The sequence below is a fragment of the Pedobacter lithocola genome, from assembly GCF_042650845.1.
Lineage (GTDB): Bacteria > Bacteroidota > Bacteroidia > Sphingobacteriales > Sphingobacteriaceae > Pedobacter > Pedobacter lithocola.
The window spans coordinates 20191-46613 of the sequence record NZ_JBHSBW010000011.1; the positions used below are offsets into that span (position 1 = coordinate 20191).

26 protein-coding genes are annotated in these 26423 nt (G+C 35.1%); 14 read left to right on the forward strand and 12 right to left on the reverse strand.

The window, feature by feature from the left end; translation table 11 throughout:
* Window positions 1-91: 91 nt before the first annotated feature.
* From ACFOWA_RS10350 to ACFOWA_RS10380, 7 genes are all read right to left on the reverse strand, one after another.
* Complete coding sequence (locus ACFOWA_RS10350; RefSeq protein WP_378984821.1) at window positions 92-907, reverse strand: energy transducer TonB; 816 nt, start codon at window positions 905-907, stop codon at window positions 92-94.
* Window positions 908-925: 18 nt separating this feature from the next.
* Window positions 926-1432, reverse strand: a complete 507-nt coding sequence (locus tag ACFOWA_RS10355) for an ExbD/TolR family protein (RefSeq protein WP_378984823.1) — start codon at window positions 1430-1432, stop codon at window positions 926-928.
* Window positions 1433-1435: 3 nt separating this feature from the next.
* The gene (locus tag ACFOWA_RS10360; protein WP_378984825.1) at window positions 1436-2053 is read right to left on the reverse strand and encodes a biopolymer transporter ExbD; all 618 of its coding nucleotides are present in this window, start codon (window positions 2051-2053) and stop codon (window positions 1436-1438) included.
* 76 nt (window positions 2054-2129) lie between these two features.
* Window positions 2130-2960 (reverse strand): MotA/TolQ/ExbB proton channel family protein, encoded by an 831-nt coding sequence (locus ACFOWA_RS10365; RefSeq protein WP_378984827.1) that lies wholly within the window; start codon window positions 2958-2960, stop codon window positions 2130-2132.
* 295 nt (window positions 2961-3255) lie between these two features.
* Window positions 3256-4851 (reverse strand): phosphoenolpyruvate carboxykinase (ATP), encoded by a 1596-nt coding sequence (gene pckA, locus ACFOWA_RS10370; protein WP_378984829.1) that lies wholly within the window; start codon window positions 4849-4851, stop codon window positions 3256-3258.
* Between the two features lie 178 nt (window positions 4852-5029).
* Window positions 5030-5380, reverse strand: a complete 351-nt coding sequence (locus tag ACFOWA_RS10375) for a translation initiation factor (protein ID WP_378984831.1) — start codon at window positions 5378-5380, stop codon at window positions 5030-5032.
* A 27-nt stretch (window positions 5381-5407) separates the two neighbouring features.
* Window positions 5408-6292 carry a diacylglycerol/lipid kinase family protein gene (locus ACFOWA_RS10380; protein WP_378984833.1) on the reverse strand — a complete coding sequence of 295 codons (885 nt, stop codon included), beginning with the start codon at window positions 6290-6292 and terminating at the stop codon, window positions 5408-5410.
* Between the two features lie 224 nt (window positions 6293-6516).
* Between ACFOWA_RS10380 and metK the strand changes: the two genes are divergently transcribed.
* Window positions 6517-7803: a methionine adenosyltransferase gene (gene metK / locus ACFOWA_RS10385; RefSeq protein ID WP_378984835.1), complete on the forward strand. Its 1287-nt coding sequence runs from the start codon at window positions 6517-6519 to the stop codon at window positions 7801-7803.
* A gap of 124 nt (window positions 7804-7927) precedes the next feature.
* On the opposite strand, the gene ACFOWA_RS10390 is transcribed toward metK, so the two are convergent.
* Window positions 7928-8458 (reverse strand): superoxide dismutase family protein, encoded by a 531-nt coding sequence (locus ACFOWA_RS10390; protein ID WP_378984837.1) that lies wholly within the window; start codon window positions 8456-8458, stop codon window positions 7928-7930.
* Window positions 8459-8572: 114 nt separating this feature from the next.
* Here ACFOWA_RS10390 and ACFOWA_RS10395 point away from each other — a divergent pair, with 114 nt between their 5' ends.
* Together ACFOWA_RS10395 and ACFOWA_RS10400 are read left to right on the forward strand one after the other, a co-directional pair.
* Window positions 8573-8917, forward strand: coding sequence for a hypothetical protein (locus tag ACFOWA_RS10395; protein WP_378984839.1), 345 nt, complete (start codon window positions 8573-8575; stop codon window positions 8915-8917).
* A gap of 232 nt (window positions 8918-9149) precedes the next feature.
* Complete coding sequence (locus ACFOWA_RS10400) at window positions 9150-9533, forward strand: transmembrane 220 family protein (RefSeq protein WP_378984841.1); 384 nt, start codon at window positions 9150-9152, stop codon at window positions 9531-9533.
* A gap of 2 nt (window positions 9534-9535) precedes the next feature.
* Here ACFOWA_RS10400 and ACFOWA_RS10405 read toward each other — a convergent pair whose 3' ends face one another.
* Window positions 9536-9700 carry a hypothetical protein gene (locus ACFOWA_RS10405; RefSeq protein ID WP_378984843.1) on the reverse strand — a complete coding sequence of 55 codons (165 nt, stop codon included), beginning with the start codon at window positions 9698-9700 and terminating at the stop codon, window positions 9536-9538.
* Between the two features lie 288 nt (window positions 9701-9988).
* Between ACFOWA_RS10405 and ACFOWA_RS10410 the strand changes: the two genes are divergently transcribed.
* Window positions 9989-11707, forward strand: a complete 1719-nt coding sequence (locus ACFOWA_RS10410) for an FAD/NAD(P)-binding protein (RefSeq protein ID WP_378984845.1) — start codon at window positions 9989-9991, stop codon at window positions 11705-11707.
* 42 nt (window positions 11708-11749) lie between these two features.
* Window positions 11750-12325 (forward strand): DUF1543 domain-containing protein, encoded by a 576-nt coding sequence (locus ACFOWA_RS10415; protein ID WP_378984847.1) that lies wholly within the window; start codon window positions 11750-11752, stop codon window positions 12323-12325.
* An 80-nt stretch (window positions 12326-12405) separates the two neighbouring features.
* Here ACFOWA_RS10415 and ACFOWA_RS10420 read toward each other — a convergent pair whose 3' ends face one another.
* The 3 genes from ACFOWA_RS10420 to ACFOWA_RS10430 form a co-directional block, all read right to left on the reverse strand.
* The gene (locus ACFOWA_RS10420) at window positions 12406-12792 is read right to left on the reverse strand and encodes a hypothetical protein (RefSeq protein WP_378984849.1); all 387 of its coding nucleotides are present in this window, start codon (window positions 12790-12792) and stop codon (window positions 12406-12408) included.
* 719 nt (window positions 12793-13511) lie between these two features.
* Window positions 13512-13895: a response regulator gene (locus ACFOWA_RS10425; protein WP_378984851.1), complete on the reverse strand. Its 384-nt coding sequence runs from the start codon at window positions 13893-13895 to the stop codon at window positions 13512-13514.
* Window positions 13896-13900: 5 nt separating this feature from the next.
* Window positions 13901-17125: a chemotaxis protein CheB gene (locus ACFOWA_RS10430; RefSeq protein WP_378984853.1), complete on the reverse strand. Its 3225-nt coding sequence runs from the start codon at window positions 17123-17125 to the stop codon at window positions 13901-13903.
* Between the two features lie 399 nt (window positions 17126-17524).
* On the opposite strand from ACFOWA_RS10430, the gene ACFOWA_RS10435 reads away from it, so the two are divergent.
* The 9 genes from ACFOWA_RS10435 (at window position 17525) to ACFOWA_RS10475 (ending at window position 26220) form a co-directional block, all read left to right on the forward strand.
* The gene (locus tag ACFOWA_RS10435) at window positions 17525-17914 is read left to right on the forward strand and encodes a LytR/AlgR family response regulator transcription factor (protein ID WP_378984855.1); all 390 of its coding nucleotides are present in this window, start codon (window positions 17525-17527) and stop codon (window positions 17912-17914) included.
* A 534-nt stretch (window positions 17915-18448) separates the two neighbouring features.
* Entirely contained in the window at window positions 18449-18979 is a 531-nt protein-coding gene (locus tag ACFOWA_RS10440; RefSeq protein ID WP_378984857.1) for a hypothetical protein, read from the forward strand.
* Window positions 18980-20582: 1603 nt separating this feature from the next.
* Window positions 20583-21593, forward strand: a complete 1011-nt coding sequence (locus tag ACFOWA_RS10445; RefSeq protein WP_378984859.1) for a hypothetical protein — start codon at window positions 20583-20585, stop codon at window positions 21591-21593.
* An 89-nt stretch (window positions 21594-21682) separates the two neighbouring features.
* Window positions 21683-22012, forward strand: a complete 330-nt coding sequence (locus ACFOWA_RS10450; protein ID WP_378984861.1) for a helix-turn-helix domain-containing protein — start codon at window positions 21683-21685, stop codon at window positions 22010-22012.
* Between the two features lie 411 nt (window positions 22013-22423).
* Window positions 22424-22678, forward strand: a complete 255-nt coding sequence (locus tag ACFOWA_RS10455; protein ID WP_378984863.1) for a helix-turn-helix domain-containing protein — start codon at window positions 22424-22426, stop codon at window positions 22676-22678.
* 330 nt (window positions 22679-23008) lie between these two features.
* Window positions 23009-23557 carry a BfmA/BtgA family mobilization protein gene (locus tag ACFOWA_RS10460; protein ID WP_378984865.1) on the forward strand — a complete coding sequence of 183 codons (549 nt, stop codon included), beginning with the start codon at window positions 23009-23011 and terminating at the stop codon, window positions 23555-23557.
* 3 nt (window positions 23558-23560) lie between these two features.
* Entirely contained in the window at window positions 23561-24538 is a 978-nt protein-coding gene (locus ACFOWA_RS10465) for a DUF5712 family protein (protein ID WP_378984867.1), read from the forward strand.
* A 521-nt stretch (window positions 24539-25059) separates the two neighbouring features.
* Window positions 25060-25623: a TetR/AcrR family transcriptional regulator gene (locus ACFOWA_RS10470; RefSeq protein WP_378984869.1), complete on the forward strand. Its 564-nt coding sequence runs from the start codon at window positions 25060-25062 to the stop codon at window positions 25621-25623.
* Between the two features lie 6 nt (window positions 25624-25629).
* A complete protein-coding gene (locus tag ACFOWA_RS10475) occupies window positions 25630-26220 on the forward strand; it encodes a pentapeptide repeat-containing protein (protein WP_378984871.1) in 591 nt (196 codons plus the stop codon).
* Window positions 26221-26423: the final 203 nt, after the last annotated feature.

The window sequence follows — 26423 nt, forward strand, 5'->3', positions numbered from 1 at the left end:
AACAGTAGAACACAAACATGACAAGGCCTAAAATGAGCAAAAACCGCTGTTTAGGCGATTTTTGCTTAAAAATATCAAAATTTAACATTTACTAGTTTAGAGTAAAATTAATGTTGATGTTGTATTTTACACGTACTGGTTTACCGTTTTGAATTCCAGGAACCCAACGAATACTATTTTTTAATACACGTTTTGCTTCCTCATCGGTTCCGCTACCTAAACCACGAGTAACCTGAATATCTGTAAGTTCACCATTACGCTCTACAACGAATGATAACCAAACTTTACCTTGTACGTTGTTTTCTTGAGCCATTGGAGGATATTTAATTGCTTTACCTAAATACTCGTAAAACTTTTTCATACCTCCTGGAAACTCTGGTTGTTTTTCGATACTAACAAAGTCATAAACTTTATTATCATCTACAGCAACAGCTTCGGTACGTTTTGGTCCTTCACCAACAGGTTCAGCGATAACAATATCAGCTGTAGGATCACCTTTTATATCTTTTTGACCAGGGTCTGCCTCTTTCAATTTTTCAACTGTAGGTGGCTCCTCGTTTACTTCAATATCCGGTTTTACAATCGGAGGTGGCATCTTTACCTGATCCACTTTTGGTGGTGGTGGTTCAACCGGTGGTGGTGGCGGTGTTTCCGGATTAACTGGAGGTGGTTGAGCTAGAACAACTTCTTGAGCTTTCTCCTGCTTGTCCTCAGGAATGGCACCTTTAATAAGGCTGTAAATTTTTGGTGAAAAAAACAATACTAAAAATACTGCAGAACCCCAAATTAGGGCTTTAGTAGTATTACCAGCGTTACCTTTACGCAATTGATACGCTCCGTAAGCTTTGTTTTTATCAGCAAAAACGACTTCCAGCCATTCCTTTCTAAAAATATCTAATTTCGACATAATTACTGATTTTATTAATTATAAAATACCTTGTTCTCTCATAAAATCTTTCTCACTATCAAGGATGTTGTCATCATCAATTTGACGAGATTTTACTTTCATAATTTCTAGTTCATCCATCATATCAACAAAATCTTTGAATGTTGAACCAGAAGTAGGTTTTACAAGAACGGTAAACTCTCCTGGTACTCCAGAAGCATTTGCTTTCTTTCTATTTTCCTCTATAGAAGCTTCAATTTGATTGAAAGATTCAATAGTAGGAGCACTTTTACCAGCCTCACCCATGTACCAAGCTATTTTATTATTTTTACCTAATAAAACAGTCATTGTTTTGGTAGCCTTTAGCGCCAATCTGTTTTCTGGCATTTTCTCATTTTTATCTGGCTTGGTGATATCCATTGCTTGCGGCGTAGATATCGACGTAGTTAAGATAAAAAATGTAACCAAAAGAAACATCAAATCCACCATTGGGGTCATATCGATCCGTGGTGTGGCTTTCTTCCCGCCTGTGTTTAATTCTGCCATTTCTTAATTCTTCTTTTTAGCTTCTGAGTTGGTAACTAACAAAAACTTGTTAACGTTCTGTTTCTGCAAAATATCAACAACCTTTTTAACTGTTGGATATTCCTCTTTAGCATCACCTTTAATGCTGATTCTCATATCAACATTGTTAAGTTCTTTTGTTGCCTTACGAGCATTTAACACCCATGCATTTAATTGATTGTCGGTAGAATCAGTTGGGATACCAGTTTGTACGCCCGGATTCATACGGTCGCCACCTGGCATATTAATAAACTGCTTCAAGCTACCAACAGGAACTCCGAATGTACCGATTACAGAAAATCTATTTTTTTCCTCTGGGGTGAAAGATATTTTATACTGCTCTCCCATTAATTCTAAAGTTCTTGCCCTTACTTTTTGTCCTGCTACTTCAAAGAAAACCTTTTTTTGCCCTATTGTTAAAATGGCATTATTTTCTACCGGTACCTTAAATTCATACGTAGATGAAGGTGTTGATACGGCTAGTGGTTCTGGTTGCCTTGCTGTAGCAGTTAAAATAAAGAAGGTAAGCAACAGCGCAGCAACATCGCACATGGCGGTCATGTCTGTTACGGTACTTGTTCTTTTAACTTTTATTCTAGGCATAATATTTACTAGTTTTTAATAATGATGATCTTTTTTCCGGTTTTCCATAAAGCCGGTAAAAATTATTTCAAAATTCTTATTTATGTGAACTAGCGTATGTTTGAACGATGCTAAATCCTGCTTCGTCAATTGCATAAGTTAATTTATCAATTTTAGAAGTTAAAATGTTGTACATGATAATTGCTAAAGTTGAAACTGCGATACCAGTCATTGTATTGATTAACGCCTCAGAAATACCTACTGCTAATGCTGATTGATCTGGAGCACCTGAATTTGCCAAACCGGCGAATGCACGAATCATACCTGTTACTGTACCTAATAAACCAATTAAAGTACCGATAGATACTAACGTTGCAATAATTGTTAAATTTTGCTCTAACATTGGCATTTCTAAAGCTGTTGCTTCTTCAACCTCTTTTTGGATAGCTACGATTGATTGCTCAACATCCATGTTTGGATCTGCCTCAACTTCGCTGTATTTTTTTAAGCCTGATTTTATAACCGCAGCTACAGAACCTTCTTGTTTATCGCATTCTGCTTTTGCAGCTTCGATATTACCAGAGTTTAATAATCCTTTTACTTTAATGATAAAAGTATCTAAACTAGTTTTACCGCTTGCTTTACCAATTACGATTAAACGCTCGATAGAGAATACAATTGTAGTTAATAACAATCCGATTAGAACAGCTACGATTGGACCACCTTTATATGCAGTACCTGGATAGTTGTTTGGTAATGGTAAATTGTTGCTATCTCCTCCGATAAAGTTGTCAGAAGCTCCTAACACGAATTTCCAGATAATAAATCCAATTACAATACAAATTGGAATAACGAATGTTGCAAATACATTTGAAGCACTTGAAGAGCTCTCTTTTTTAATAGTTGTTGGTTTTGGTGCGTTTGCCATTTTTTTTAATTTTTAGTTTTAGTTCTTGTTTTAAATTTTAGCTGTTTTTCTTTTGTACTACACACAACGTAAGTTTATTCGTTTTTGTTGCGAAAACAAATTTATAAATTGATTTTAAATTACAAATTAATAAATCAATAAACAATTAAATCGTTACTTAACTTTTTAGTTTACGGTATATACTTGGTAATATAACAAAAAAATTGCCTCAGCCCGAGGCAATTCTTTCACAATAAAAACTAAAAAAAAATCGAATTGCAAATTTTTTGGCTAAAAAATGCATTTTAAAGTGCATTTAACTCATTTTAACCTCTTCCAGAACAAAGTTTGGTTCATTTACTTGCTCAAACTGTTTAAAATTGTTTGCAAAAGCATCAGCCAGTTCGTAGGCTTTTAAAAAGTATTCTTCAGGGTTGCCCCATGTTTTTGAAGGGTCTAAAATTTCGTCAGGAACGTTAACACAATGTAAAGGCATCATTAATTTAAATACATGGTGCATTTTATAGTTATTATGGTCAAGATTTCCGTTTAGAGCTGCTGTAATCATTGCCCGGGTATAGCTCAATTTCATTCGTTTGCCAATACCGTATGGACCGCCGCTCCAACCTGTATTTACAAGCCATACATTAACATTCTGTTCTTTAATTTTTTTTCCAAGCAATTCTGCATATTTTGTAGGATGCAATGGTAAAAATGCCTTGCCAAAGCAGGCAGAAAATGTAAGTTGCGGTTCTGTAACACCAGCTTCAGTGCCTGCAACCTTTGCAGTGTAGCCGCTCAAAAAGTGAAACATTGCTTGCTCTGCATTTAATTTAGAGATAGGTGGCAATACGCCAAAAGCATCGGCGGTTAAGAAAAATATATTTTTCGGTGTTTTTGCAATCGATGGTATTACTGCATTATCAATATATTCTATTGGATAAGCAACCCTCGTATTTTCGGTTTTATCAACGTTAGAGAAATCGACATCACAGCTGTTTGGATAGAAATTAATATTCTCCAGCAATGAGCCAAATTTTATTGCTTTGTAAATTTGAGGTTCTTTCTCTAAAGTAAGATCTACACATTTTGCATAGCAACCTCCTTCAAAATTAAAAACAGAATTAGCACCCCATCCATGTTCGTCATCACCAATTAAAGTCCTTTCTGGGTCTGCTGATAAGGTGGTTTTTCCAGTTCCTGATAGGCCGAAGAAAATTGCAGTATCACCATCTTTACCAACATTTGCAGAGCAATGCATAGAAAGTGTGTTTTTAAATGCCGGCAACAAAAAATTTAATACCGAAAAGATGCCTTTCTTAATCTCTCCAGTATATCCTGTGCCACCCACTAAAATCATTTTCCGGGTAAAATTAATTATCGAAAAATTTTCTTGCCTGGTTCCATCTATTTCTGGATTGGCAAAAAACCCTGGTGCAGCTATAACTGTCCATTCGGGTGTTAACACCGAATCTTCTACATTCGGGCGAATAAATAGGTTATTGGCAAAAAGGTTTTGGTATGCCGTTTCTGTAACTACTCTAATCGAGATGGCATATTCTGGATCTGCACATGCAGTTGCATCTCTAACATAAACAGTTCTTTTGCTTAAATATTCGGTCATTTTTACGAGAAGAGTATCGAATTTATCTGCATTAAATTTAATATTTACATCTCCCCACCAAACTAAATCTTCAGTAATGTTATCAAAAACTATAAATCTATCCTTTGGAGATCTACCCGTAAATTTTCCGGTATCAACGGCTAAAGCTCCGGATGAAGCTAGAATACCTTCTTTATTTTGCAATGCCTCTTTTACCAGTTCGGCTGCAGTTAATTGATATTTTATACCCAAAGCAGCCTGAAGATTTAAATAGCTTAAATCTGGCGTTTGCAGTTCCATTTTGCTCATAACAATAAGTTAGTTAGTGCAGCAAATGTAAAGAGATATTTTATAGAAAATAGAATTTTTAAAGTGCTTTTTTTACATATTGTAGCTTTTACACTATGATTTAAATCTCTTATAATCAGTATTTTGAATCAAAATAAAAGCATCAAAAAAAATTAAAAAAATACACTAAGCAGGTAAACTATCCACCTGCCTTTTTTACTTTATAGCCATCCTTTTGAAGGATTAGAAGCACCTTGTCTCTAACATCACCTTGAATAAGGATTTCACCATCTTTTACTGAACCGCCAACACCACATTTATTTTTAAGCATTTTGCCCAAAATCTCCAAATCATCAGTTTGTCCTTTAAAGCCAGTGATTAGTGTTACAGCTTTGCCACCTCGATTTTTTTTATCAAGCATTATCCTTAAATCCTGCTGTTGGTTAGGTGCGGTTACTGTATCGTCTATTTCCTCTTGATATTCGAATTCAGGATTGGTAGAATACATGATTCCGCCTAAATCGCTCAAGCTATTTTTTTTTTGTTTCATTATTAAAATAAATTATTTGCTTAAAAGCTATGGAACTATGACTTCTAATGATAAAGGATTAATATTTATTTCAATTTCGCTACCCATGAGCAGAGGCTCCCCATCTACATGAACGGGACCATCCTTTACACGGGATATTTTGATATTTTTTCCTTTTATAATTTCAATCATATCCGAATTTTCGGCTTTACCTTTTAGCATTACGTAACTTAATACAGGTAATTGAAATAAAGAGAATGGTTTAATAATACAGACATCAAGTAAGCCATCTTTTACGGATGCGCCTGGCGCAATGTAAACATCATTACCATATTGCGATGAATTTGCTACGGTAACAGCAAATGCTTTTCTGGTATAATCGATGCCATCAATATTTAAATTGTAAGTTTCATTCTTATAGCTAAACACTTCCATTAAACTTAGTTTTACATAGCCTGCCAAGCCACGTTTCTTATCTTTTGAAAATGCAGAACTTAAATGAGCGTCAAAACCCATACCGGCTAGATTAAAAAAACATTTATTATTAAAAGTTGCCGAGTCAATTTTATCAGTCTTTAGATTATTAATAACCCGAATAGCCTCTTTTATATTTCTTTGAGGGATATGTAAAAAACGAGCCAAACCATTTCCCGAGCCTAAAGGAATGATGCCCATAATTTTTTTGTATTCCAAAACTTTAGAGGCAACTTCATTTATCGTTCCATCGCCGCCGGCTGCCACAATAATGTCAAAATTTTTATTTAAAGCTTCATCAACAATTTCTCTTGCATGCCCCACATATTCGGTAATGCGAAAGTTTGCATTGAACTTTTCTTTATCCAAATACTTATCTATAAGTGTTGGAATAGTAGATTTGGCCTTTCCGCCAGAGATGGGATTAAGGACGAATAAAATATTTAATTTGATTTGCAAAGCTTTAGTATCAGAGTACAAAATAATCTATAATTTTTGAAATAAAGAAAATATGCTAATTTTGCAACGTTAAAGTGGACTGATTTGCGATGTTTCGATATAAGAAACGGGATTGCTACCACTCAAAAAAAAGTGCTAATATCTTCCTACATACAAGCAAACCTGTTTACAGGGAACATTAGCGCTTAAAAATTGTTTATTTTCATTTTAAATTTATTTAATAAATGTCGTATTTATTTACATCAGAATCTGTTTCTGAAGGCCATCCCGATAAAATTGCCGACCAAATTTCGGACGCTTTAATTGATAATTTTTTAGCTTTCGATGCAGAATCGAAGGTTGCATGTGAAACTTTAGTAACAACCGGACAAGTTATTTTGGCTGGCGAAGTAAAATCTAAAACTTATTTAGATGTGCAACAAATTGCTCGTGATGTAATTAAAAAAATTGGTTACACCAAAAGCGAATACATGTTCGAAGCCAATTCTTGCGGTATTTTATCAGCGATACATGAGCAATCTCAAGATATTAATCAAGGTGTAGATAGGACAAATAAAGAAGAACAAGGTGCGGGCGATCAAGGTATGATGTTTGGTTATGCAACTAATGAAACTGAAAATTATATGCCTTTAGCGCTTGATTTATCTCATGCACTTTTAAGAGAGTTGGCCAACTTAAGAAGAGAAAACTCAGAAGTTACTTATTTACGCCCAGATGCAAAATCGCAGGTTACATTAGAATATTCTGATGATAATAAGCCGCAACGCATTGATGCTATTGTAATCTCTACACAACATGATGATTTTGTTAAGCCGAATTCTGATTCGAAACAAGATAAAGATGCAGCTAATGAAGAAATGTTGGTTAAAATTAAAAGCGATTTAATATCGATTTTAATTCCAAGAATTAAAGCCAAATATCCTCAGTATGCACACTTATTTAATGATGACATTACATATCACATTAATCCAACAGGTGTATTCGTAATCGGCGGGCCACATGGTGATACTGGTTTGACTGGTAGAAAAATCATTGTTGATACTTATGGCGGAAAAGGCGCACATGGTGGTGGTGCGTTTTCGGGTAAAGACCCTAGTAAAGTAGATAGAAGTGCAGCTTACGCAACACGTCATATCGCTAAAAATTTAGTTGCTGCCGGTTTAGCTGATGAAATTTTAGTTCAGGTGAGTTATGCAATCGGTGTTGCAAAGCCAACCTCAATTAATGTTGTTACTTATGGCACTTCTAAAGTTGCTTTAACCGATGGCGAAATTAGTAAGAAGGTTGAAGCGATTTTTGATATGCGTCCGTATTTTATAGAACAACGCTTAAAATTAAGAAATCCTATTTATAGCGAAACTGCTGCTTATGGCCACATGGGCAGAACACCGGAAACAGTTACCAAAACATTTAGAACACCGAATGGTGAAGAAAAAACGGTAACAGTTGAACTATTTACATGGGAAAAATTAGATTTCGTAGATAAAGTTAAAGCTGCGTTTAGCATTTAATAAAAGACACATTTACATAAAAGCCCCGAATAAGCTCGGGGCTTTTTTTGATTATAAGCCATTTGTTTCCATAAAAAAAGGTGATTAAATTTCTTCAATCACCCACATACTCTTATTAAAACACTTACTTTACAGACTCAATAACTCCACAGCCGATTCTTGGACCTGAGTTACCGGTGGGTTGTGTGGTGTAATCATCAGTTCCGCCGTGTAGAATAATGCCACGACCAATAATACTTTTTAGATCGCCATCTTTCACATTCCATCTATCAGTAGTTACAGATACGCTACCGTGACCCTTATCATCTAATTTTATATTTCCAATATCACCAGAATGATAAGCTGCCGAACCCCATTTACCATGATTTTCTTTAGTAGGATTCCAATGTCCATGCGTGTTCATGCCCATATCACCACAATCTCCATGCTCATGGAAATGAACGGCAACGTTACTATCAGCTTTAGATGCAAAATTAATTTCTAAATCCATTTTAATTTCTCCATTGCTTAATTCGTAAAATTTAGCCGTACCAATAGTTTTAGTGTTATCTGCAGTTTCTGATAATGTTGCAGATGCAATTTCTTTTTCAGTTTTGTTGCAAGCGCTAAAAATTGCCAAACCTGCAACGGCCAAGGTTAGAAGATATCTTTTCATAATTTTAAATTTAATAATTAACAGATTGACAGTCATTTGGTTTTCGATATAATATTAAAACTCCAAACCATTTATAAAAGCTAGTGTTTAATAGGTACTAAAAATCAATATATTATGGAACAGCCAATCGAAATGAATACTTTAAGTCAAATTTTAGAAAAATTAAGGCTGAAAGGAAAAGATAACGAATTGAAAATGACAGACCATGGCAAAATGCAAAGCCAGGCTGGCAAAATTTACAAACCAGAGGATTTAACAATTGTAAAAACGTATAGATTTGAGGGACCTTCAGACCCTGCTGATAATTCAGTACTATATCTATTAATTGATAAGGATATGCAAATAGGATATATTATTGATGCTTATGGCATCTATTCGGATAACGATGGACCAGGTTTTGATGATTTCCTTAAAAAAATCCCAACTGAAAACAGGGATGAGCAAGAACTCTTTAATTAATTAAAACCAACATATAGTTTTGAGGGCGCAAATAACTTTGCGCCCTTTTTTGTTTATAATTTTGCTATTAAATGTCAGGTATTGAAAAGAGTTTGTTAGATATATGAGTTAATAAATTTTACCATTTACCATTATCAAAATAAAGTATAACCCATATGCTTTGTAAAATAAATACTTCGCTTTCTAAAAATTTTACACAGAATATTAACTTTACTACCTTATTTATACATCCTTGAAAATCTTTAACCTTGTTTTCTGTATTCTATTTATAGTTTCAGCAGCTCTACAATACAACGATCCAGATCCATACATTTGGGTTCCAATTTACTTGTCCGGTGCATGGCTATGTTACCAAACCGTTGTAGGAAAATATCATTTAAAAGCTTACCTAATAGGTATAGTTGTATATTTACTTTTTGCAATGTATCTTTTATTTGATAAAACGGGAGTGGTAAATTGGTATCAGCAACACAACGCAGAAAATATTGTTCAAAGTATGAAAGCTACTAAACCCTGGATAGAAGAAACCCGCGAATTTGGTGGACTATTGATTCTAATTACTGTATTGGCAATTAACTATTTCGTTTACCGTAAAAATTCTATTATTAGAAAATAAGTTTACTTTGCATTTAAGCGGTGTTCGATTGATTGAAGCCATGTACTTTTGCTTTCTACAGTATAATATACGTAAGTACATAAAACAAAAATACCCAATGCAATAAGAAATGTAACCATCATTTTATTGCTGGCTTTAAGTTGCCCAGGCGTTCTACCTTGATCCATTATGTAAATTATTTAGAGGGATGAAATGAAAACATTAGAATGCTATCAATTCTGCTCTATAAACGCCAATTATATTTTATTGTTTTTTTTAGACTCCACCATCAGGATATAAGTCGATAAGCTACCACTATTAGTAGATTAACTATATAATTTTTGATGCTTAGGTTTACGAATATGGGCTGTTAAGCTTAAGTATTTTATTATGCTGAAGGTTATAAATACTTAATAAATTACTGAACAAAACATTTTTTCTTTATTAAGGTTAATCAGAAACTAATTTTAAAATCCTTGAAAAATTTCAAAACCATAGCCATATTAGGAGGCGGTCCGAGTGGCCTCTTTATGTTAAAAAGAATTGTAGAATCTGGCGACACTGCCATTAGTGTAGATATTTTTGAGAAACACAATCAACTTGGTGCCGGAATGCCTTATAGCAAAATGGGTGCGAATGATGAGCATATTACCAATGTATCTGGCAATGAAATACCAGAGTTGGTAACATCAGTTTCAGAATGGATTACTACGTTACCTCAAGATACTTTAAACCGTTTCAACATCAACCCTGAAAAATTTAACGATTACAAAGTAATGCCCCGATTGCTTTTCGGTCAATACCTCTCGGCACAATTTGATTTATTGCAGCAAAAAGGAAAAGATTTAGGTATTGTTATTGATATTCAACTTAATACAGAAGTTACTGATATAATTGATAATCCTAAAGAAAATAAAGTATCAGTTGAGTTTAACGGTAAGGCAACAAAAGAATATGATAACATAATTATCTGCACCGGACACAACTGGCCTAAAAAGAACGAAGGCAAAGTATCGAATTATTATGATTCACCTTATCCACCAGCAAAATTAAAGTTTAAAGCAAATCATCCTGTTGCTATAAAAGGCTCGTCGCTCACAGCGATTGATGCCATTAGAACATTAGCCAGGCATAATGGAAACTTTTCGCTAAACACTTCCGGTAAATTAAAATACAGCGTTGCTGAAGATAGTAAAGATTTTAGATTAATTATGCACTCCCGCAGCGGTATGTTGCCGGCAATAAGATTTCATCTTGAGGATTCTCACCTTTTAAAAGATTCTGTATTATCAAAAGAAGAAATTTTGGCAAACCAAGCTGAAAATGAAGGTTTTTTATCATTGGATTACGTTTTTGATAAAAATTTTAAACAAATGTTTATAGAAAAAGAACCAGAGTTTTATGCAAAAATAAAGGACATGAGTATAGAGGAGTTTGTAGCTTCTATGATGGCTTTAAGAGAGCACTTGGATCCATTTCAATTATTAAAGGCAGAATATGTTGAAGCAGAGAAATCAATAAAACGTAAGGAATCTGTTTACTGGAAAGAAATGTTAGCGGTATTAAGTTTTGCTATGAATTATCCAGCCAAACACTTTTCAGCTGAAGATATGTTAAGGCTTCAAAAAACATTAATGCCGTTGATATCTATTGTAATTGCTTTTGTGCCTCAAAGTTCGGTTGAAGAAATGATAGCCTTACATGATGCGGGAGTTTTAGAACTAATATCGGTTGGTGATGATAGTGAAGAGGAGCCAAACCAAGAAGAAGGCGGAGCAATTTATCACTATACAGATGGTGAAAATCAAAAGCAATCGGTTCATTTCAAAACGTTTGTAGATTGCGTTGGTCAACCTCACCTTCCTTTTAAAGATTTTCCATATAAAAATTTACTAAATAATGGAACGATTAGTACGGCAAAACTCAAATTCAAACATCCAGAGAAAGGAAAAAAAGCTTTGAGCGAACAGCAGCAGAACGTTAAAAAATACAATGAAGATGATTATTATTTAGTTGTTCCTGGGATTACCATTAATGATAATTTTCAAGTAATGGACCAATATGATGCTTTAAATGAGCGGATTTACATTATGGCGGTTCCTTACATCGGTGGTTATAACCCCGATTATTCCGGATTAGATTTTTGTGAAGCTGCATCTGCAACAATTGTTAAAAGTTTGCTAAAACCTGAATAGCTGTTAAGTGTTACCTTTATTCCCTTATCAAACTTAATTAAAATGAATACTGAGCAATTTTCTGTACCCAAATTGTATATGCTATTGTTAGGCTCAAAAGCACCAAAAAGAAATGTAGAACAGCACGATTACTTTTTTGGTATTGCTACATCTTTAAAAGAACTTGTACCGCAGATAAAAGCATTTTGGCCAGAGGCAGGCTCAAGCATTCACGTAGATGGTTGGCGAGAAGTAAACCATGTTGATGGCTATGCCATAAAGATAGTTGCCAGAACAGATGCAATGATGCCATCAGAAAACAAATTATTTTTTATTAATCTTGGTGGCTACCAATCGAATAAGTTAGAAGAACAGCATTATATTGTATTAAGCGTAAATTCCGATAGGGCGCACGCTGTTAAAGAAGCTAAAAAAACTGTTTTTTTTAAAACCAATACCATCAAAGGCGCAAATTCTCACATTGATGAAAAATATGGAATTGATGTTGATGATATTTATAGAATTGAAGATATTTTAGATGTAAAACAGAAGGAAGAATACCACATTCAGATTGAACCGGAAATTAACTTACCAGAAGATGAGATACATTTAGGATATTTTAAATTGGATAAGCTATAATGGAAGTAATATTGCAGAAGTAATGTATCTCGCTTATAAAACTACATTGCGATAATAATTAATGAGTTTATCTAATTTTTTTAATTCCCACGATTTGATTCATTGTAAGAAGGGTAAATTAATTGTGTCTTTTGGTCTGTATCTCTCAAAAGCAAGTCTCTTTTTTGAATAGTAGTCATCAAAGTTTTTTTAAATTTAGTCGTCTTTAAGTTATCCATAACAATATTGCCATCTAATTTAGGAGCAACATAATTCTGTGTATTTTCTGACGTATCTCTGAAAAGAAGGTCTGTATTTATAATTTGTTTTTGCTTGGTATCTTGAAATTTTGTGATAGAAAAACTTCGAATTAGCAAGCTATCTTTTAAAGGTAAACTATTGTTACTATCCAATCGAGAGGAGGTTTTTTGCGCATAGCCTGCTATAGAGCTAATGGTAAAAAGCACAATAAGTAATATTCTATGCATTGCTTACAATTTTATTATCAAATATAATATTAATAATAACCGCAGCAAAACCATTGATATTTATATATTCTCTTAGAATTTAGAGAAAGGCTTTTCAAAAGAAATAGAATTTTAACTAATCTCTATTTAAATAGATAAAAGTTATGAATTGAATAAACATAAATTTTATAATTATTTATTTAAAAGACTAGACTTCCCTAAACTTTTACAAACAAAAAAGCCCTACATTTCTGTAAGGCTTTCTGTGATCCCGCTGGGATTTGCACCTAGTGCAAAAATAAGGGTTAAATAGTATTTTGTGCGGCTTTCGATTTCGACTCACCTAATCGCTCACCATTTTTTTTGATACGTTTTAGCTGCAATTGCTATATCTAAATATACGATTTTTAACAATTAAATCAAGAAAAGTAATCCATTTTTTAAGATACTAAAAATATAAATAAAACTTAAAAATGGAATTTATGAAATGAGGAATTTAAAAATTATATGAGACATTACATGAGAATGTGCTTTGTACTTAGACTGGATATGAGCCCAATCTTATATACTCTTGATAATAAATAATTTAAAAATAGAAAAAAGCAAATGCTTACCAATTTTATGCAACTATTTGACTGTAAATGATTTATTTAAACATGAAGATTAATTTTCTAAGAATCAGATAATTTCTTTTGAAAGTTCAGAATATCTTTTCATTAAATTGAAAAACCAAGCTAAAATTAGATACCTTTTCTGTTTTGGAGACTTAAAGACTCTATCAACTCATCGAGTCGATCCAGGTCAAAGGGCTTGGAAAGGTAGGCATCAGCACCAGCCTCTTCTGAAAGGATCTTAATGTTGTAATGGCCAGAAAAGTAAATGATAGGAATATAGCTAAGGTCAATCTGCTGTTTAATATTCTTGACTGCAAAAACCCCACCATAGTCCGGTATGTTATTGTCCATCATAATGATTTTTGGCTGATAAGCCCTAATTTGAAAAACCGCGTCATTGCATTGACTAAGACTTAGAACCTCCCAACCCTTTTCCTCCATCACGAGTTTCATGATGTCTGATATGCTCTGGTCATCATCAAAAATTAGTATCCGTTTCACTTTATCCATCTGTTTTAAGCTTTAAAATATATCTTAAAGGTGCTTCCCTTACCTACCTCGCTTTCAACCTCTATCTTGCCGCCTGATGCGTTTATGATTTTTTGTAACAAAAACAGGCCAATGCCCTGACCCTCTATATCTTCATTTATTCTATGGTACATTTTAAAAACAAAGTTTAGCCGCTCTCGTTTGATGCCAATTCCATTATCTGTTACTGTCAACAAAATAAAACCGTCAACTTTTTTTGTTTCAATATGTATAATTGGCTTTCGGTTCGGGAAGCTAAATTTTATGGCATTAGTAATCAGGTTAAGCAATATACTTCGCAAATTCTTTTTTGGAAACCGGATACTATCTTCCTGAAAATCCGTTGTAATGGTCGCCTCGGCTTTTTTGATCCGCTCAGAGATTGCATCCTCAATACCCTTAAATGTACTGATAAAATCTTCTTTACCAGTCTCATCCATCAACTCAGATTCAAGCGTACCTACCTTACCTAATTCTTTGATGACTTCCTTAAAATTGTTTAGCGAATGGTTCATCATTCCCGAAAGCTTGACCACTTCAGGGTTGTCCATGCCAATTTTCTTATTCAGCATCCCCATTAGCGTTTCAATATTCAATATGGGCGCATTGAGGTCATGTGAAGCACCATATACGAAATTGTTTAGGTCTTCGTTTATCCTTCGGAAACTCTGATTGCTCTTGTCCAGTTCATCGACTAGTATCTTTAATGCGGTTATATCGTAAAAACTCACGATTGCGCCATTGGCCTTCTTGCTGTTTCTTTTAAGATAGGGCATCGTCATCACCTGATAAATTTTTCCATCTCTGGATTCCACTTCCCTGGTAACTGGCTTTTCATCATTTATAACATCCTTGATATCTTGGATCAATGTCTCAAGCTTTATGTTCGTGGTTATATTGCTCAACGGGCGTCCGATATCGCCCTCGCGGATATTGATATGCTTTACCGCGCCTGGAGAATATCTTTTGAGCAACAGGTCCTGGTCAACGAATAACTGGCCATTAGTATTACTTCGAAAATAGTTGTTTAAATCATCATTCAGATCCGTTAGCTCATCAATGGTCATATGATGATCTTTATTGATCGTTTGGAGCTCCTCGTTTACAGATTGAAGCTCTTCGTTCGTACTCTGCATTTCTTCATTCGCAGACTGCATTTCTTCATTCGCAGACTGCAACTCTTCATTGTATGACTGCATATTTTCGTTTGAAGAAGCTATGCTTTCATGTGCGACAGAGAGATTTTGTTTTAATTCCGCATTCTCATGTTCCAGACTGATCACATGTTCCTTTGTTACCTCATTGATATCATCTACATTGATGATATTTTTTTCTTCCGTTTTTGATATCTTTTCGCTAAACTCAACTATAAGTAATCTTCCCTCAGATTTTTCAATAAAAAATGGAGTTATAAAAATATTGACAGTTTTGGCTTTAAACCTGCCCTTGCTTGGGATAATAATTTTGTTCAATACCACTTTTTCATCCATCTTTAAAGCCTTGTGGGCAGCGGCTCTAAATGCAATAGAAATCGTTTCGGGCAACAGCTGGTTAAGATTGTGGTTAAAATTTATGCTCTTGAGGTAGGGTGTTGTATCTCCAAATGATTGAATGACCATTAGATCTTCATCCGTGCAAACACCGTTAAAACCTGATGCCTTAAATACAGCGTTGTTTATCTGATCAGCAATTGCTGATTTGGAAATTGGAACAACACTTTTTTTACTTACCTCAATTGTTGTTGTTTTCGCGCCCTCAATAACATGAGATGAAAAGGTATCGAACTTAACCGCCCGCCCGGCCTTATTGCTTTGCAGAACATTCCATTTTGCACTAATCTCATCAAAGTCTTCTCTTAGGATTGCTGCATTTTCACTCGGCCCTAGAAATAAGTATCCACCTTTTTTTAATCCGAAGTGCATCATGCCTAATACCTTTTTTTGTAGGGTGACATTTAAATAAATGAGCAGGTTCCGGCAGCTGATCAGATCTATATTGCAATATGGGGGGTTTTTAACAAGATCGTGCTGCGCAAAGATTAGCATTTTTCTGATATCCGATTTTATCCTGTAGTTCTTACCATCCCATGTGAAAAATCGTTCTAGTCTTTCCTTTGAAACAGTCTGCTCTATGGTGATATCATAAATGCCCTTAGATGCGGTATCCAGAGCAGCTTTATTAATATCCGTTGCGAATATCTTAATTTCAATATCTTTGGAGTGCTTAACCGAGTATTCTTTTGCCAACATTGCAAGGGTATATGCCTCTTCCCCGGTAGCGCATCCAGCCACCCATATTTTTAGCACATTTGTATTGTTTCTGTTTATAATATCGGGAATGATCTTTTCCTCAATCATCTTAAATGCTTCCGGATCCCGGAAAAAGGCGGTTACGCTAATTAGAAAATCATTGGCTAGTATCTTTACCTCATTAGCGTGGCTTTTTAGAAAATCGAGGTATAGATCAATCTTGCCAATGTTATGCTCGACCATCCTCCTTTTGATTCTTCTGATAATAGTGGGCCTTTTGTAGTCTGAAAAATCAAGTGGCAAATTTCCTTTGATCAAATCAAATATCTTTGAGAGCTCAGCCTCACTGATAACATCTGGCCTTCCATCAATAAGCAACTCGAGCGTTCCGTCTTTCACGTAATCTTCTATCACCTGTGGCATAGCCTGTGGAGATAGAACCAGATCTGAGCAACCCGTAGCTAGCGCAGCCATTGGCATTCCATTAAAGCTCGCCGTATCTGGATCTTGAACGAGGACCATACCTCCAGCTTCCTTAATATTTAAAATACCTTTTGAGCCATCATTGCCGGTTCCGGAGAGAATTATGCCTATCGCCTTATCCCCGCGCTCCTTAGCTAGGGAGGCAAAAAAATAATCAATGGTCATATAAGGCCGGGACTGATCTGCTTTATCCGATAATGATAGTCGTCCATCTTTCACGGTCATAAACTTAGAACTTGGAATAAGATAAACTGTATTGGGTTTTATCGTCACATTTTCGACGGCCTCTATTACCCGCAACTTACTATGGGGCGCTAATATGTTGGCCATGTGGCTTTTGAAATCTGACGAAAGATGCTGTATGATGATGTAAGATACCGCATCAAGCGGCGTATAATCAAAAAAAGCTGAAATTGCTTCCAACCCACCGGCAGACGCACCAATGGCTATAATGTACTGTTTTTCATTAATTTTAGCCATGACCCGTATTTGAAAACCTAATGGATTTCTATCAAATGTAATCTTATTAAGCGATTAATTCCCTTTTACTGATTAATACATGGCAGATTCAATTTAGTAAATATTCGCTTTTGATGCATTTATTTCTTTGCTGATATCCTATCGTGACACAGTTTCTGCAAAGAATTATCAAGTCAATCCCAAAGTATTGATTTAAGCTTTTCTGATATAACATCGAAGACGTGCTGGGATATCCATCATTGTTTTCTGGTCAATTTGCCCGTTAAGTTTCCAAGGAGGAGATAAAATAGAAACGATTTATTTAGTAAATTCATTTCTATCTTATCTCGATTCATTGGCTTTAAGACACTCCTAGATGTTTTAACTCAAACTATTGTTATTGTTGTGTTGTTGTAAAAGATGAAATTGTCAGAAAAAAAATATAGGTGTGCAATTGTAGATAATGATCCCATTTCAATTGAGATATTGAGTGATTACATCGCAATGATACCAAAGTTGAAACTCACTGAAAGTTACCTGAACCCATTGGTTGCTGTTAATGAGATTAAAAAGCAAGAAAAAATAGATTTTCTTTTTCTTGACATCAAAATGGAAATCTCTGGATTGGACGTAGCGGTTATTCTTAGAGAACATGTAAATTTTATATTCTTCGTAACCGGATATTCTGAACATGCACTAGCTGCTTTTAGTGTTGAAGGTGATAGTTTTTTACTGAAGCCATTAGATTTTTCAAAATTTCTCTTTACTGTCAACAGAGCGATAGGATCACCGTTAAATTCAGAAATTTGATTTAAAATAATCTCTCGATGGATTTAATGTTAATTCAAGCAAAGATTTCGCACATTAATAATATAAGAAGAACAGGCAGAATACAGCATTTTGTTATACTATTTTTCACTTAGGGTTTCAGAGTATGACAGTTCATTTTCCGATTCTTTGGGTGGCTTAGGAAAGCATGATTCGCGGCCTAAATATTCCGTAAATACTGTTGTAACCCAGTGGATCTACTCTATTCCCATTGACGTGCGGAATCATTATACCAGCATCAATGATTTTATCAAAGAGCCCATAAATTTAAAATACGTACAAGAATTAGCTTGATTTTTCCAGTGTGCTGCTTTTGATGTTTGGAGATATCTACTGATTTCCCCCTTAAGTAATTTGAGCGGTATCTAAAATTAAATTTTGCGCGTAACGATTTTTGCAGGGGGAATTCATCTCAAACTATAATCTTCTTTAAATTCGAATGCTTTAAAAATTAATTGAATTGATTCTGTTTAAGCAGTTTTTTTAAGGTATATTACTGGATAATTTCATATGCTTATGAAAACATTTATAAATTCCAGAAATCTTTCGGGCGTGCAGCTCTGTGAAATTATTAAAAATGCTTTCCCCGAACTATACTGCTCGATCGATAACGAAATATTTATTCATAGAGAAGAGCAAGATCCAGCGATAATTATCATATCCATGAAGGGCAATTATGGTAAGGTTAAAGTGAATATCGATTCTATATACACAGAAAAAATTTTTGAGGTAATTGGTCATTCACTCACAGAGAACTATGATTCTACTAAATCATTAGTCACTTTTGCTGAACGTTTCGATGGCATTACCAACCTAAGAATTGAACTAATTAATGACAACAACTTGGCCATCTTTATAAATGATGAAATAGCCTTGAGGTTAAAGTTATGGCTGACAAGGGATGGAAAAGTGATAGAAATGCAACCTTTTGAAAATGAAGGTGGACGCATATTACGAAATTTTATTGAAAGTGATGAATCGTTTTCAGCGAAATTACAGACAATGCGCAGTGGCAATCTTATTAAATACATTTCGGAAGTGGAATAATGTACCTGATTAACGAAATAAATCAAATTTATTTTTACTGAGTGCATTAGGCCGAAAAAAAATTGCTCACGATTCTTTCTAAAGAAACTCTGAGAAGGCAGTAATAAATCTACCCCGTAATGCTTAGTTCTAAAATTATGATAAATAATCCCCTAAATTATATTTCATAAAAATTAAATTTGATCTCATCCATTTGACTCAGCTGAATAAAGTCTCGACAACTGTGCCTATTTAATAAATTTTACTATATAGAAAAACGAAGTTCAATACAACTAAAACAAATAGTACAAATAGATGGAATAGCAGATCTTCCCCAGAACAAGATTAAAAAGATTTCTTTCTTCAAAACATAAGGCAGACGAGATTGAGTAATGCAAAAATCCATATCTTTCTTAAGATACCTCTTGAAAAATGTGGTGCAGGAAAGCAGTTGCTTCGGCTTAGAATTTACTGACATATTTGGTTTATATGTGATTATAAGTTTTATAAGTCAGACCTTCTGGTCCAACTGTTAAGTTTGACAAATGTTATGTTTATCTTTTTTTGGTAAATATTATACAGCAAGGTAAAACAAATGATAAATCAGTTAAAAGAAAGTAGAGGCGACTGTATTGCCCTGAAAAACTAAGTACCCTGCTTTAAGCCTATGTTTTACTTTTCATTTTTGGAAATTCAAATATAAGAAAAGGCTAAATTGATATGTTTTTTTTCCAAAAGTAAAACGATATTGGCTCTTTGATGTTACTAGCTTAACATGAGAGAAGGTATAATTGTGAGCATCGCTAGGATTGATGAATTCGGTTGTATAAGAGATGAAAATTTTCAGGAAATACAATTCAAGATCGAATTATATAACGAGGAATTAAAGGTAGGAAGCCATGTTGGATTTGAAATTGAGATGACGAGCCATGGCCTGATGGCGGTTGAAATAACCTCGCGATATAGTTGATTAGTGAATAAGACTTAGAACCAAAAAAAAATATGCGATAGTAATAAAGGTTTTTGATAGTGATGAGAAAATCTTAGTTGAAATACTTTGCTTATCAAATCCAGAACCTCTTAATAGTCCAGCTGAGCTATTTTTGGCATACCTGCTTATTTTCAAAATAGCTCTCACTTTATTTAAATAAGAAAGGTCAAAATTTATATCATGACACGAATGGCTCAAAGGTTCATCGAGCAGGCTTATATCGTTTTTTACAGGAGCAGCTTATCAGAGAAGATCTTGAGTAGTGACTATGCAGATTGAGCGATTTAAATTCAATATCACAAAATTCTCGCTGAATGAACTTGCCAAAAACATGAATAACCAGGAAATGAGTTATCAAATCCTGCAGCTCAAGTAGCCATGAGCATTATAACCGTCATTAAGTCGGCTAGTGGAATCCGATCATTATTTTGATAACATAATTAAATAGGGAGGCGTTTGCCTTTGTATTCTTGTAAATCGGCAATCTATAATAATAATTTGACTAAATTAGGTATTTAAATTAGTGCTTATAATCTATGGTATAATTTTCGTATAGCCTAGCTGTTTCAAATTACACAGGCCAGGTTTGTATTATACACTATTAGAAAGGACTTTTAATTGTAATGATTACACATGAATATACTAACTAGTTTTTTAACCAAAATACAGACTTTTAATCTCCTTACCGTTACCAAAGCTGAATTAAAGAGCCCCATAAAAGAAGATGGAACTAAGCCAGCTTATAGCCTCGCCCACGAAACGCATTATTATGATTCGTTTACCTATAAGAGTGAAATCAGGGTATTAAAAGACATGGCATTAATTGATCTGCTGTCGCTTAACGACGTCAGCTTAAAAAGAGAACTTGAACAGCTGAAAAAATTAAAGGAAAGGTTTAAACTCATATGGACAAATTTCCATGAGCACTATAATGAGTTTAGAGATGAATATCCCCGAAACTTCATATTTTCGATTCAACTCGATTATTTGTTTATCGTTAATAACCTGCAATCAGACTACAAGGATATTTATATAGGTGATGAGTTTGTGGAAAGTCTGCATGATACTTTGAAGATCAGGGATAAGTTTTTAAGTGTGCTGATCAGCGAAGTAGATGAAATTCTAAATCCCCGTGAAACGTTCGAGGAATGGATAGCCAAACAAAAAAGCCCAGAACAAGTTGAAGATGCTACGGCAGAGCTATCCCCAAAAATCCCGTATAATCCAGATGCGGGTCGGCCAAAATTCAATAATCAGTATATAGATGATTTTTTGCAGATCATAAGGACTTATTTTTCAGAGGAACATTTCAACCAACTTGCTGCACTGATAAAATCGGACGAACAACCTGCAAGCCAGTTGATCTTCAACGGAAACAGCAATAAACTAGCAGATGCTTTTAAGCAGCTATATGAAGCTAACCTGATTGTAGGATGCAATAAAGCAGAACTTGAAAAATGGATTCTAAAAAACTTCTTATATAGCAATGGAGATGAAGTAAACGAATACTCGGAGGGCTGGCTAAGTGCAATTATATCCTCTGATACCAAAGTCTGCAAATCACCGATTTTAGAGGTAAGGATAAAAGACAAAGTTCCTTTTCTGGTTCCAACAGTCCGAAACAAAAAAAACAGTAAATATTAGTAGGGAAACGGTAAGGATGCAGTTTAACGTGTTGTAACCCTACAAAACAAGCCACTAACATTGCGGTATCAAAACAAAAGATACCGCTTATGAAGTACACATTTGAAGAACTACCGCAGGCCATTAGTACACTGCACGAAAAGGTAGACCATATTAAAGACCTGCTGCTGGAAAACAGGTCACAAAATCCCCAACGTCCCCGAGACGATTTATTGACCATTAGGCAGGCTGCCGAATTTCTCTGCCTGTCCGTACCCACGCTTTACACCAAAGTGAGCCGGAAGGAAATCCCCGTGAACAAGCGGGGTAAAAGGCTTTATTTCTCCATAGTGGAACTATCAGAGTGGGTAAGATCAGGAAGGAAGAAAACCACGGAAGAAATCCATTTACCTACGAACGGTATCATACCACCCACATAATTATATATCCATATAGCCAAGTAGATACATCTGCATATAGCAACATACAAATATATCTACATAACAATGGTTTATGTATAACAGAAACCGCTTGCACGACATGATAATTCGGGACAGCCCAAAAGGTTGTGGCGCTTTCAGGGGTGCGGTAATTGGCGGTAGAAAGGCGGTTCAGGTAGTCAGTCCCCTTTTCAGGGGCTGAGCAAGCGGAAGTTGGGCAGTGGCCCTACTTGCTTGCCCTGAGCTATCGCTACAGGGGTTTCAAGTATCCTCCGGGGATACTTGTTGGCCTTTCAGGCCGATAAAAAACAGTAAACGGTATACTTTGAGGTATACCGAATATTTAAATGTAAAAATATATGTATATGTGCATTCATGCATATATCATAATGAAAGGAGCAAATTATGAAAATGGATATCATAACAATGGATGACTTGCAGCAGTTCAAGACAGAAATGCTGAATGAAATGAAAAATATTCTAAAAACTAATAGTGCTACCTCAACTAAATCATGGTTGAGGAGTGCTGAGGTAAGGAAAATGCTTAATATTTCACCCGGAACATTACAAAACCTGCGTATCAATGGCAATTTGCCATTTCGTAAGGTCGGGGGAACTATGTTTTACAGTAGGGAAAAAATTGAAAAGATGATGGAGGGGAAATGAAATGACGAAAGATGAAAACTTGTACCACAAAGGATTGCGAAGATACTTTGCGCATGCGTCCGAGCAGCCACATTTTTTCCCAACGCATTTAAGCATATTAATTGCATTGGTTCAATGTTGTAATCATCAGGATGTGACACTCCCATTTAATGTGAGCAGAAAAACGCTTATGCGATTTTCAAGGATAAAGTCCGTTTCTACATACCACAAAAATATACGGGAGTTGAAGGAAAGTGGCTTTATTAAATATAAGCCCTCATGGCATCCAAAGCTGGGAAGTGAAGTGAAGCTTAATATAGAATTGGAGAAGAACTTTTAAGGAGATAGGTAATGGAAGATATCAATGTTAAGTCTGTGCGATATCCAAAAGCAACTGATGAAAAACTGGAAAAAATCTCGTTGAAACTGGGGAGACCGAAAAAACTGGTGGTTATACAGATGGTGAATTATTTTTATGGTACAAAAAAAGACCCGATCGATTTCAACGACGAGCTACTTAAGAAAGAGCTGGTAAACGGAGTAAGCAGGATAATATCATTTTTCAAAAAGCAGGAAAAGGATTTTCTGTTACCAATGTTTACCGATAGTAATGGACTCATCATTATAGCAAAAGAGCATACGGAATATTTCAGAATAATCTGGCAGCATCTACAGAAAGAGGAAAAGAAAAGTGACGGACTTTCTAATCGTATGGGGCAACTGGAAAAAGAAGTTGCCAGAACACATCAGTACCACAATGAAAAAAGTAAGCTGAAGTCCAGTTTTAGAGAGATACTAAATTATTATATCAATCAGAGGGAATCTTTGGGATGGCCGGTATCAGCGGCCAAAAAAGAGGAATTGCAAAGTCATGTCAGAAAATCCCTTGAAAATATTTAGCCTATGTACATCAACATCACAGCATCTGAGACGGGAAATAACAAAGGCAGTAGCGGAGCTTTGGTCAATTATCTGGAAAAGGAGAATAATTTAAAAACTGGAAAAAACTTAGATCAGCACTATGAAAACTGGTTTAATGGTGTTAGAAACAACGTTAAGAGACAGGAAGTCCGTGTAAAAATCGATAATAATATTGCAAAGCTTGGCCGTGATGACAGTAAGTTTTTCCTGATTAACATCAGCCCAAGCCAAAAGGAGCTGGAGCATCTTTTTAATCGATATGGCGAGAGTGGCGCAAAGGAGAAACTCAAGGAATTGGCCGTAAAAATTATGGACGAATATGCTAAGAATTTCAAAAGGCCAGGTATTATTACCAACAACCATCTTTTATGGTTTGGCAAGGTTGAAAACTACCGTTACTACAAGCACACAGATAAAGAAGTAAAAAACGGAACAAAACAAAATGGAGATCGAAAAGAAGGACAACAAATGCACGTTCAAGTGATTGTGAGTCGGAAAGATTTGAGCAATAAAGTTAAGCTTAGTCCTCAAAATACTTCGAAAGGAAGAAATGAACAACATTCTGCAAAATTAGGGCAATTTAACCGCAGTGCATTTAAACAGTCTGGTGAGGAAGTATTTGATAATTTATTCAAATTCGATAGAGGGCTCAAGGATAAGTTTATATATGCAAATGTTATGAAAAACGGAACTCCTGAACAGAAAACCCAGATGCAAATGATCTCCGAACTTTCGACTGACATTTCAAGAGATATCCGTATCGATAGTTTGTCGAAAGGAATTTCAGATGGACTTTTTAGCAATGTTAGCGATATGATGACTATTGCAAAAGATGCTGGCATTGGGCTATTGGAAATCTTGATGGAACCGGTTTATGAATCCCCACAAGTAAATTCGGCTGATGAAGCTGAGAAAAAGAGGCGTAAGAAGTTACAACGGTCACAAGGATTTACTAGGTAGATTGGACAAAACAGTAAAAATTTTTATTTTAACGATAATCATTCTCACTATTCCACCGTTTTATGAGAATTCTAGCGTGCCGTGAAATTGTCGTTTCCAGCATTTGGTGTCATTACAGGAACCATTAGATAGAGTTACTTCGTTTTTTTTAATTTATCAATGATTCTCGTGCTAAACCTATGCGGCATGCTCCTTGAAAAGGATTACCTAATTTTGCATCAGCAAAGAGTCGAATATTTCAAGCACGGCAGAATTCAACCCAAGCTCATTAAGTTTTTCTACCAGTTGATCACCAATTCGAGTAGTAGTCTCAACTCTTAATATCCGATCACAATCCTCCAAATCGATTGACCATTTTGTTATTTCAGCAAAGTCGAACATCACCTTCGAAACTATTTCCAGTTCCTCTGAATTTTGGACAGCCGTGCGGAGTATCATAATAAATCTTGTCATTATAAAACGTTAGTGGCGCAAATGTAATAATAATTTGCAAACAAACCATTTGTTCGGTATCTTTGGAAATGGAAAATCCATATAAACGAAGAAAAGATCCTGAGTTGGTAAGACAGACGATTCTTAATGCTGCTGTTGAAATTGGGGCAACCGACTGGCATCATGTAACGTTCCAATCGATCGCAGAAAAAACTGGCATAAGCAAGGGAGGAATCATTCACCATTTTAAAAATAAGGAAGAGCTATTGGACTGCATTATGAAGCAGAGCCTGATAGAACTTACCCATTGGATTATTGAGGAAAAAAAATTAGCTGGTATTGAAAACGGAAGCATGGCATATCTGCAAGTTATCCTTAAGAGAAATAGTGATGCGCATTACAAGAGTACTATGCGGGTAATTATGCAAGCAATTTTGGTAAACGAAAAATACGTATTGCTATGGGAAGAGTGGTTTGCTGAGCACATCATTCATGGCTCCAGGATTGAACAGAGCGTAAACAGTTTAATCCTTAACTTGGTTACAGATGGACTATGGTATGCTGACAATCTTGGTCGAAATCAAATCAATACACATCAAAGGGAACAAATTGCAGAAACACTCACTATTTTCGCAAAAACCGCTAAAAATTAGCTAAAAATGGAAGAAGAAAACCAGGCGCTGGTTCATGAGGATAAGAAATTCTCTAAGATTGATTACTCAGAAAAAAAATTGAGGAATAGAGAGTTTATAAGGTGCGAGTTCCTGAACTGTAATTTCTCAAAGGCTGATCTAAGCGATAATGATTTTGTGGACTGTAATTTTGTGGACTGTAATTTTTCACTAAGTCTGTTCAGGGGGGCCGGATTAAGTGGCATTACCTTTACAGGATGCAAGTTGTTGGGGATTGATTTTTCCAACTGCAACAAGATGCTCTTCTCCTTCATTTTTCAGAAGAGCTACGTTGAGTATTGTACCTTTGCGGGTACGAAGCTCCGCAAAACCATTTTTACAGACTGCTCTTTGAAAGAGACCGATTTTCAGTACACCGATCTTAGCGATAGTGTTTTTAAAAATTGCGATCTAACAGCGGCAACCTTTGTAAACACTATATTGGAGAGAACAGATTTCCGAACGGCAGTAAACTTCAGCATAGATCCCTCATTAAATAAGATAAAGAAAGCTAGATTTTCTGTTAACGGGTTATCTGGCCTGCTTCATAAATATAACCTAGATATCGACTATTCTTAATAAAATGTTAATCAAATAGCTAGAGGAATATTTCCATGTATCTGACAAAGGAATTTCATTAAACCCTCGTTTTTTAATAATCTATTTGGATCAAAAAGCCAGGCTATCAAACAAATTGAAACCATCCTAATTAACCTTAAAATATCTTTTCTCTTTTTGCCGATTCTCATAAACCCATTCCATTAATCAAAATGATTTTTATA

Bases quoted from the DNA above. Each gene is read 5' to 3' on its own strand.
- pckA (WP_378984829.1), bottom strand. From the start codon at position 4,851: ATGAGCAAAATGGAACTGCAAACGCCAGATTTAAGCTATTTAAATCTT.
- ACFOWA_RS10465 (WP_378984867.1), top strand. From the start codon at position 23,561: ATGTACATCAACATCACAGCATCTGAGACGGGAAATAACAAAGGCAGT.
- ACFOWA_RS10405 (WP_378984843.1), bottom strand. From the start codon at position 9,700: ATGGATCAAGGTAGAACGCCTGGGCAACTTAAAGCCAGCAATAAAATG.
- ACFOWA_RS10355 (WP_378984823.1), bottom strand. From the start codon at position 1,432: ATGGCAGAATTAAACACAGGCGGGAAGAAAGCCACACCACGGATCGAT.
- ACFOWA_RS10470 (WP_378984869.1), top strand. From the start codon at position 25,060: ATGGAAAATCCATATAAACGAAGAAAAGATCCTGAGTTGGTAAGACAG.
- ACFOWA_RS10445 (WP_378984859.1), top strand. From the start codon at position 20,583: ATGAATATACTAACTAGTTTTTTAACCAAAATACAGACTTTTAATCTC.
- ACFOWA_RS10360 (WP_378984825.1), bottom strand. From the start codon at position 2,053: ATGCCTAGAATAAAAGTTAAAAGAACAAGTACCGTAACAGACATGACC.
- ACFOWA_RS10415 (WP_378984847.1), top strand. From the start codon at position 11,750: ATGAATACTGAGCAATTTTCTGTACCCAAATTGTATATGCTATTGTTA.
- ACFOWA_RS10440 (WP_378984857.1), top strand. From the start codon at position 18,449: ATGAAAACATTTATAAATTCCAGAAATCTTTCGGGCGTGCAGCTCTGT.
- ACFOWA_RS10435 (WP_378984855.1), top strand. From the start codon at position 17,525: ATGAAATTGTCAGAAAAAAAATATAGGTGTGCAATTGTAGATAATGAT.
- ACFOWA_RS10430 (WP_378984853.1), bottom strand. From the start codon at position 17,125: ATGGCTAAAATTAATGAAAAACAGTACATTATAGCCATTGGTGCGTCT.
- ACFOWA_RS10365 (WP_378984827.1), bottom strand. From the start codon at position 2,960: ATGGCAAACGCACCAAAACCAACAACTATTAAAAAAGAGAGCTCTTCA.
- ACFOWA_RS10420 (WP_378984849.1), bottom strand. From the start codon at position 12,792: ATGCATAGAATATTACTTATTGTGCTTTTTACCATTAGCTCTATAGCA.
- ACFOWA_RS10475 (WP_378984871.1), top strand. From the start codon at position 25,630: ATGGAAGAAGAAAACCAGGCGCTGGTTCATGAGGATAAGAAATTCTCT.
- ACFOWA_RS10455 (WP_378984863.1), top strand. From the start codon at position 22,424: ATGGATATCATAACAATGGATGACTTGCAGCAGTTCAAGACAGAAATG.
- ACFOWA_RS10390 (WP_378984837.1), bottom strand. From the start codon at position 8,458: ATGAAAAGATATCTTCTAACCTTGGCCGTTGCAGGTTTGGCAATTTTT.
- ACFOWA_RS10450 (WP_378984861.1), top strand. From the start codon at position 21,683: ATGAAGTACACATTTGAAGAACTACCGCAGGCCATTAGTACACTGCAC.
- ACFOWA_RS10395 (WP_378984839.1), top strand. From the start codon at position 8,573: ATGGAACAGCCAATCGAAATGAATACTTTAAGTCAAATTTTAGAAAAA.
- metK (WP_378984835.1), top strand. From the start codon at position 6,517: ATGTCGTATTTATTTACATCAGAATCTGTTTCTGAAGGCCATCCCGAT.
- ACFOWA_RS10375 (WP_378984831.1), bottom strand. From the start codon at position 5,380: ATGAAACAAAAAAAAAATAGCTTGAGCGATTTAGGCGGAATCATGTAT.
- ACFOWA_RS10460 (WP_378984865.1), top strand. From the start codon at position 23,009: ATGGAAGATATCAATGTTAAGTCTGTGCGATATCCAAAAGCAACTGAT.
- ACFOWA_RS10350 (WP_378984821.1), bottom strand. From the start codon at position 907: ATGTCGAAATTAGATATTTTTAGAAAGGAATGGCTGGAAGTCGTTTTT.
- ACFOWA_RS10425 (WP_378984851.1), bottom strand. From the start codon at position 13,895: ATGGATAAAGTGAAACGGATACTAATTTTTGATGATGACCAGAGCATA.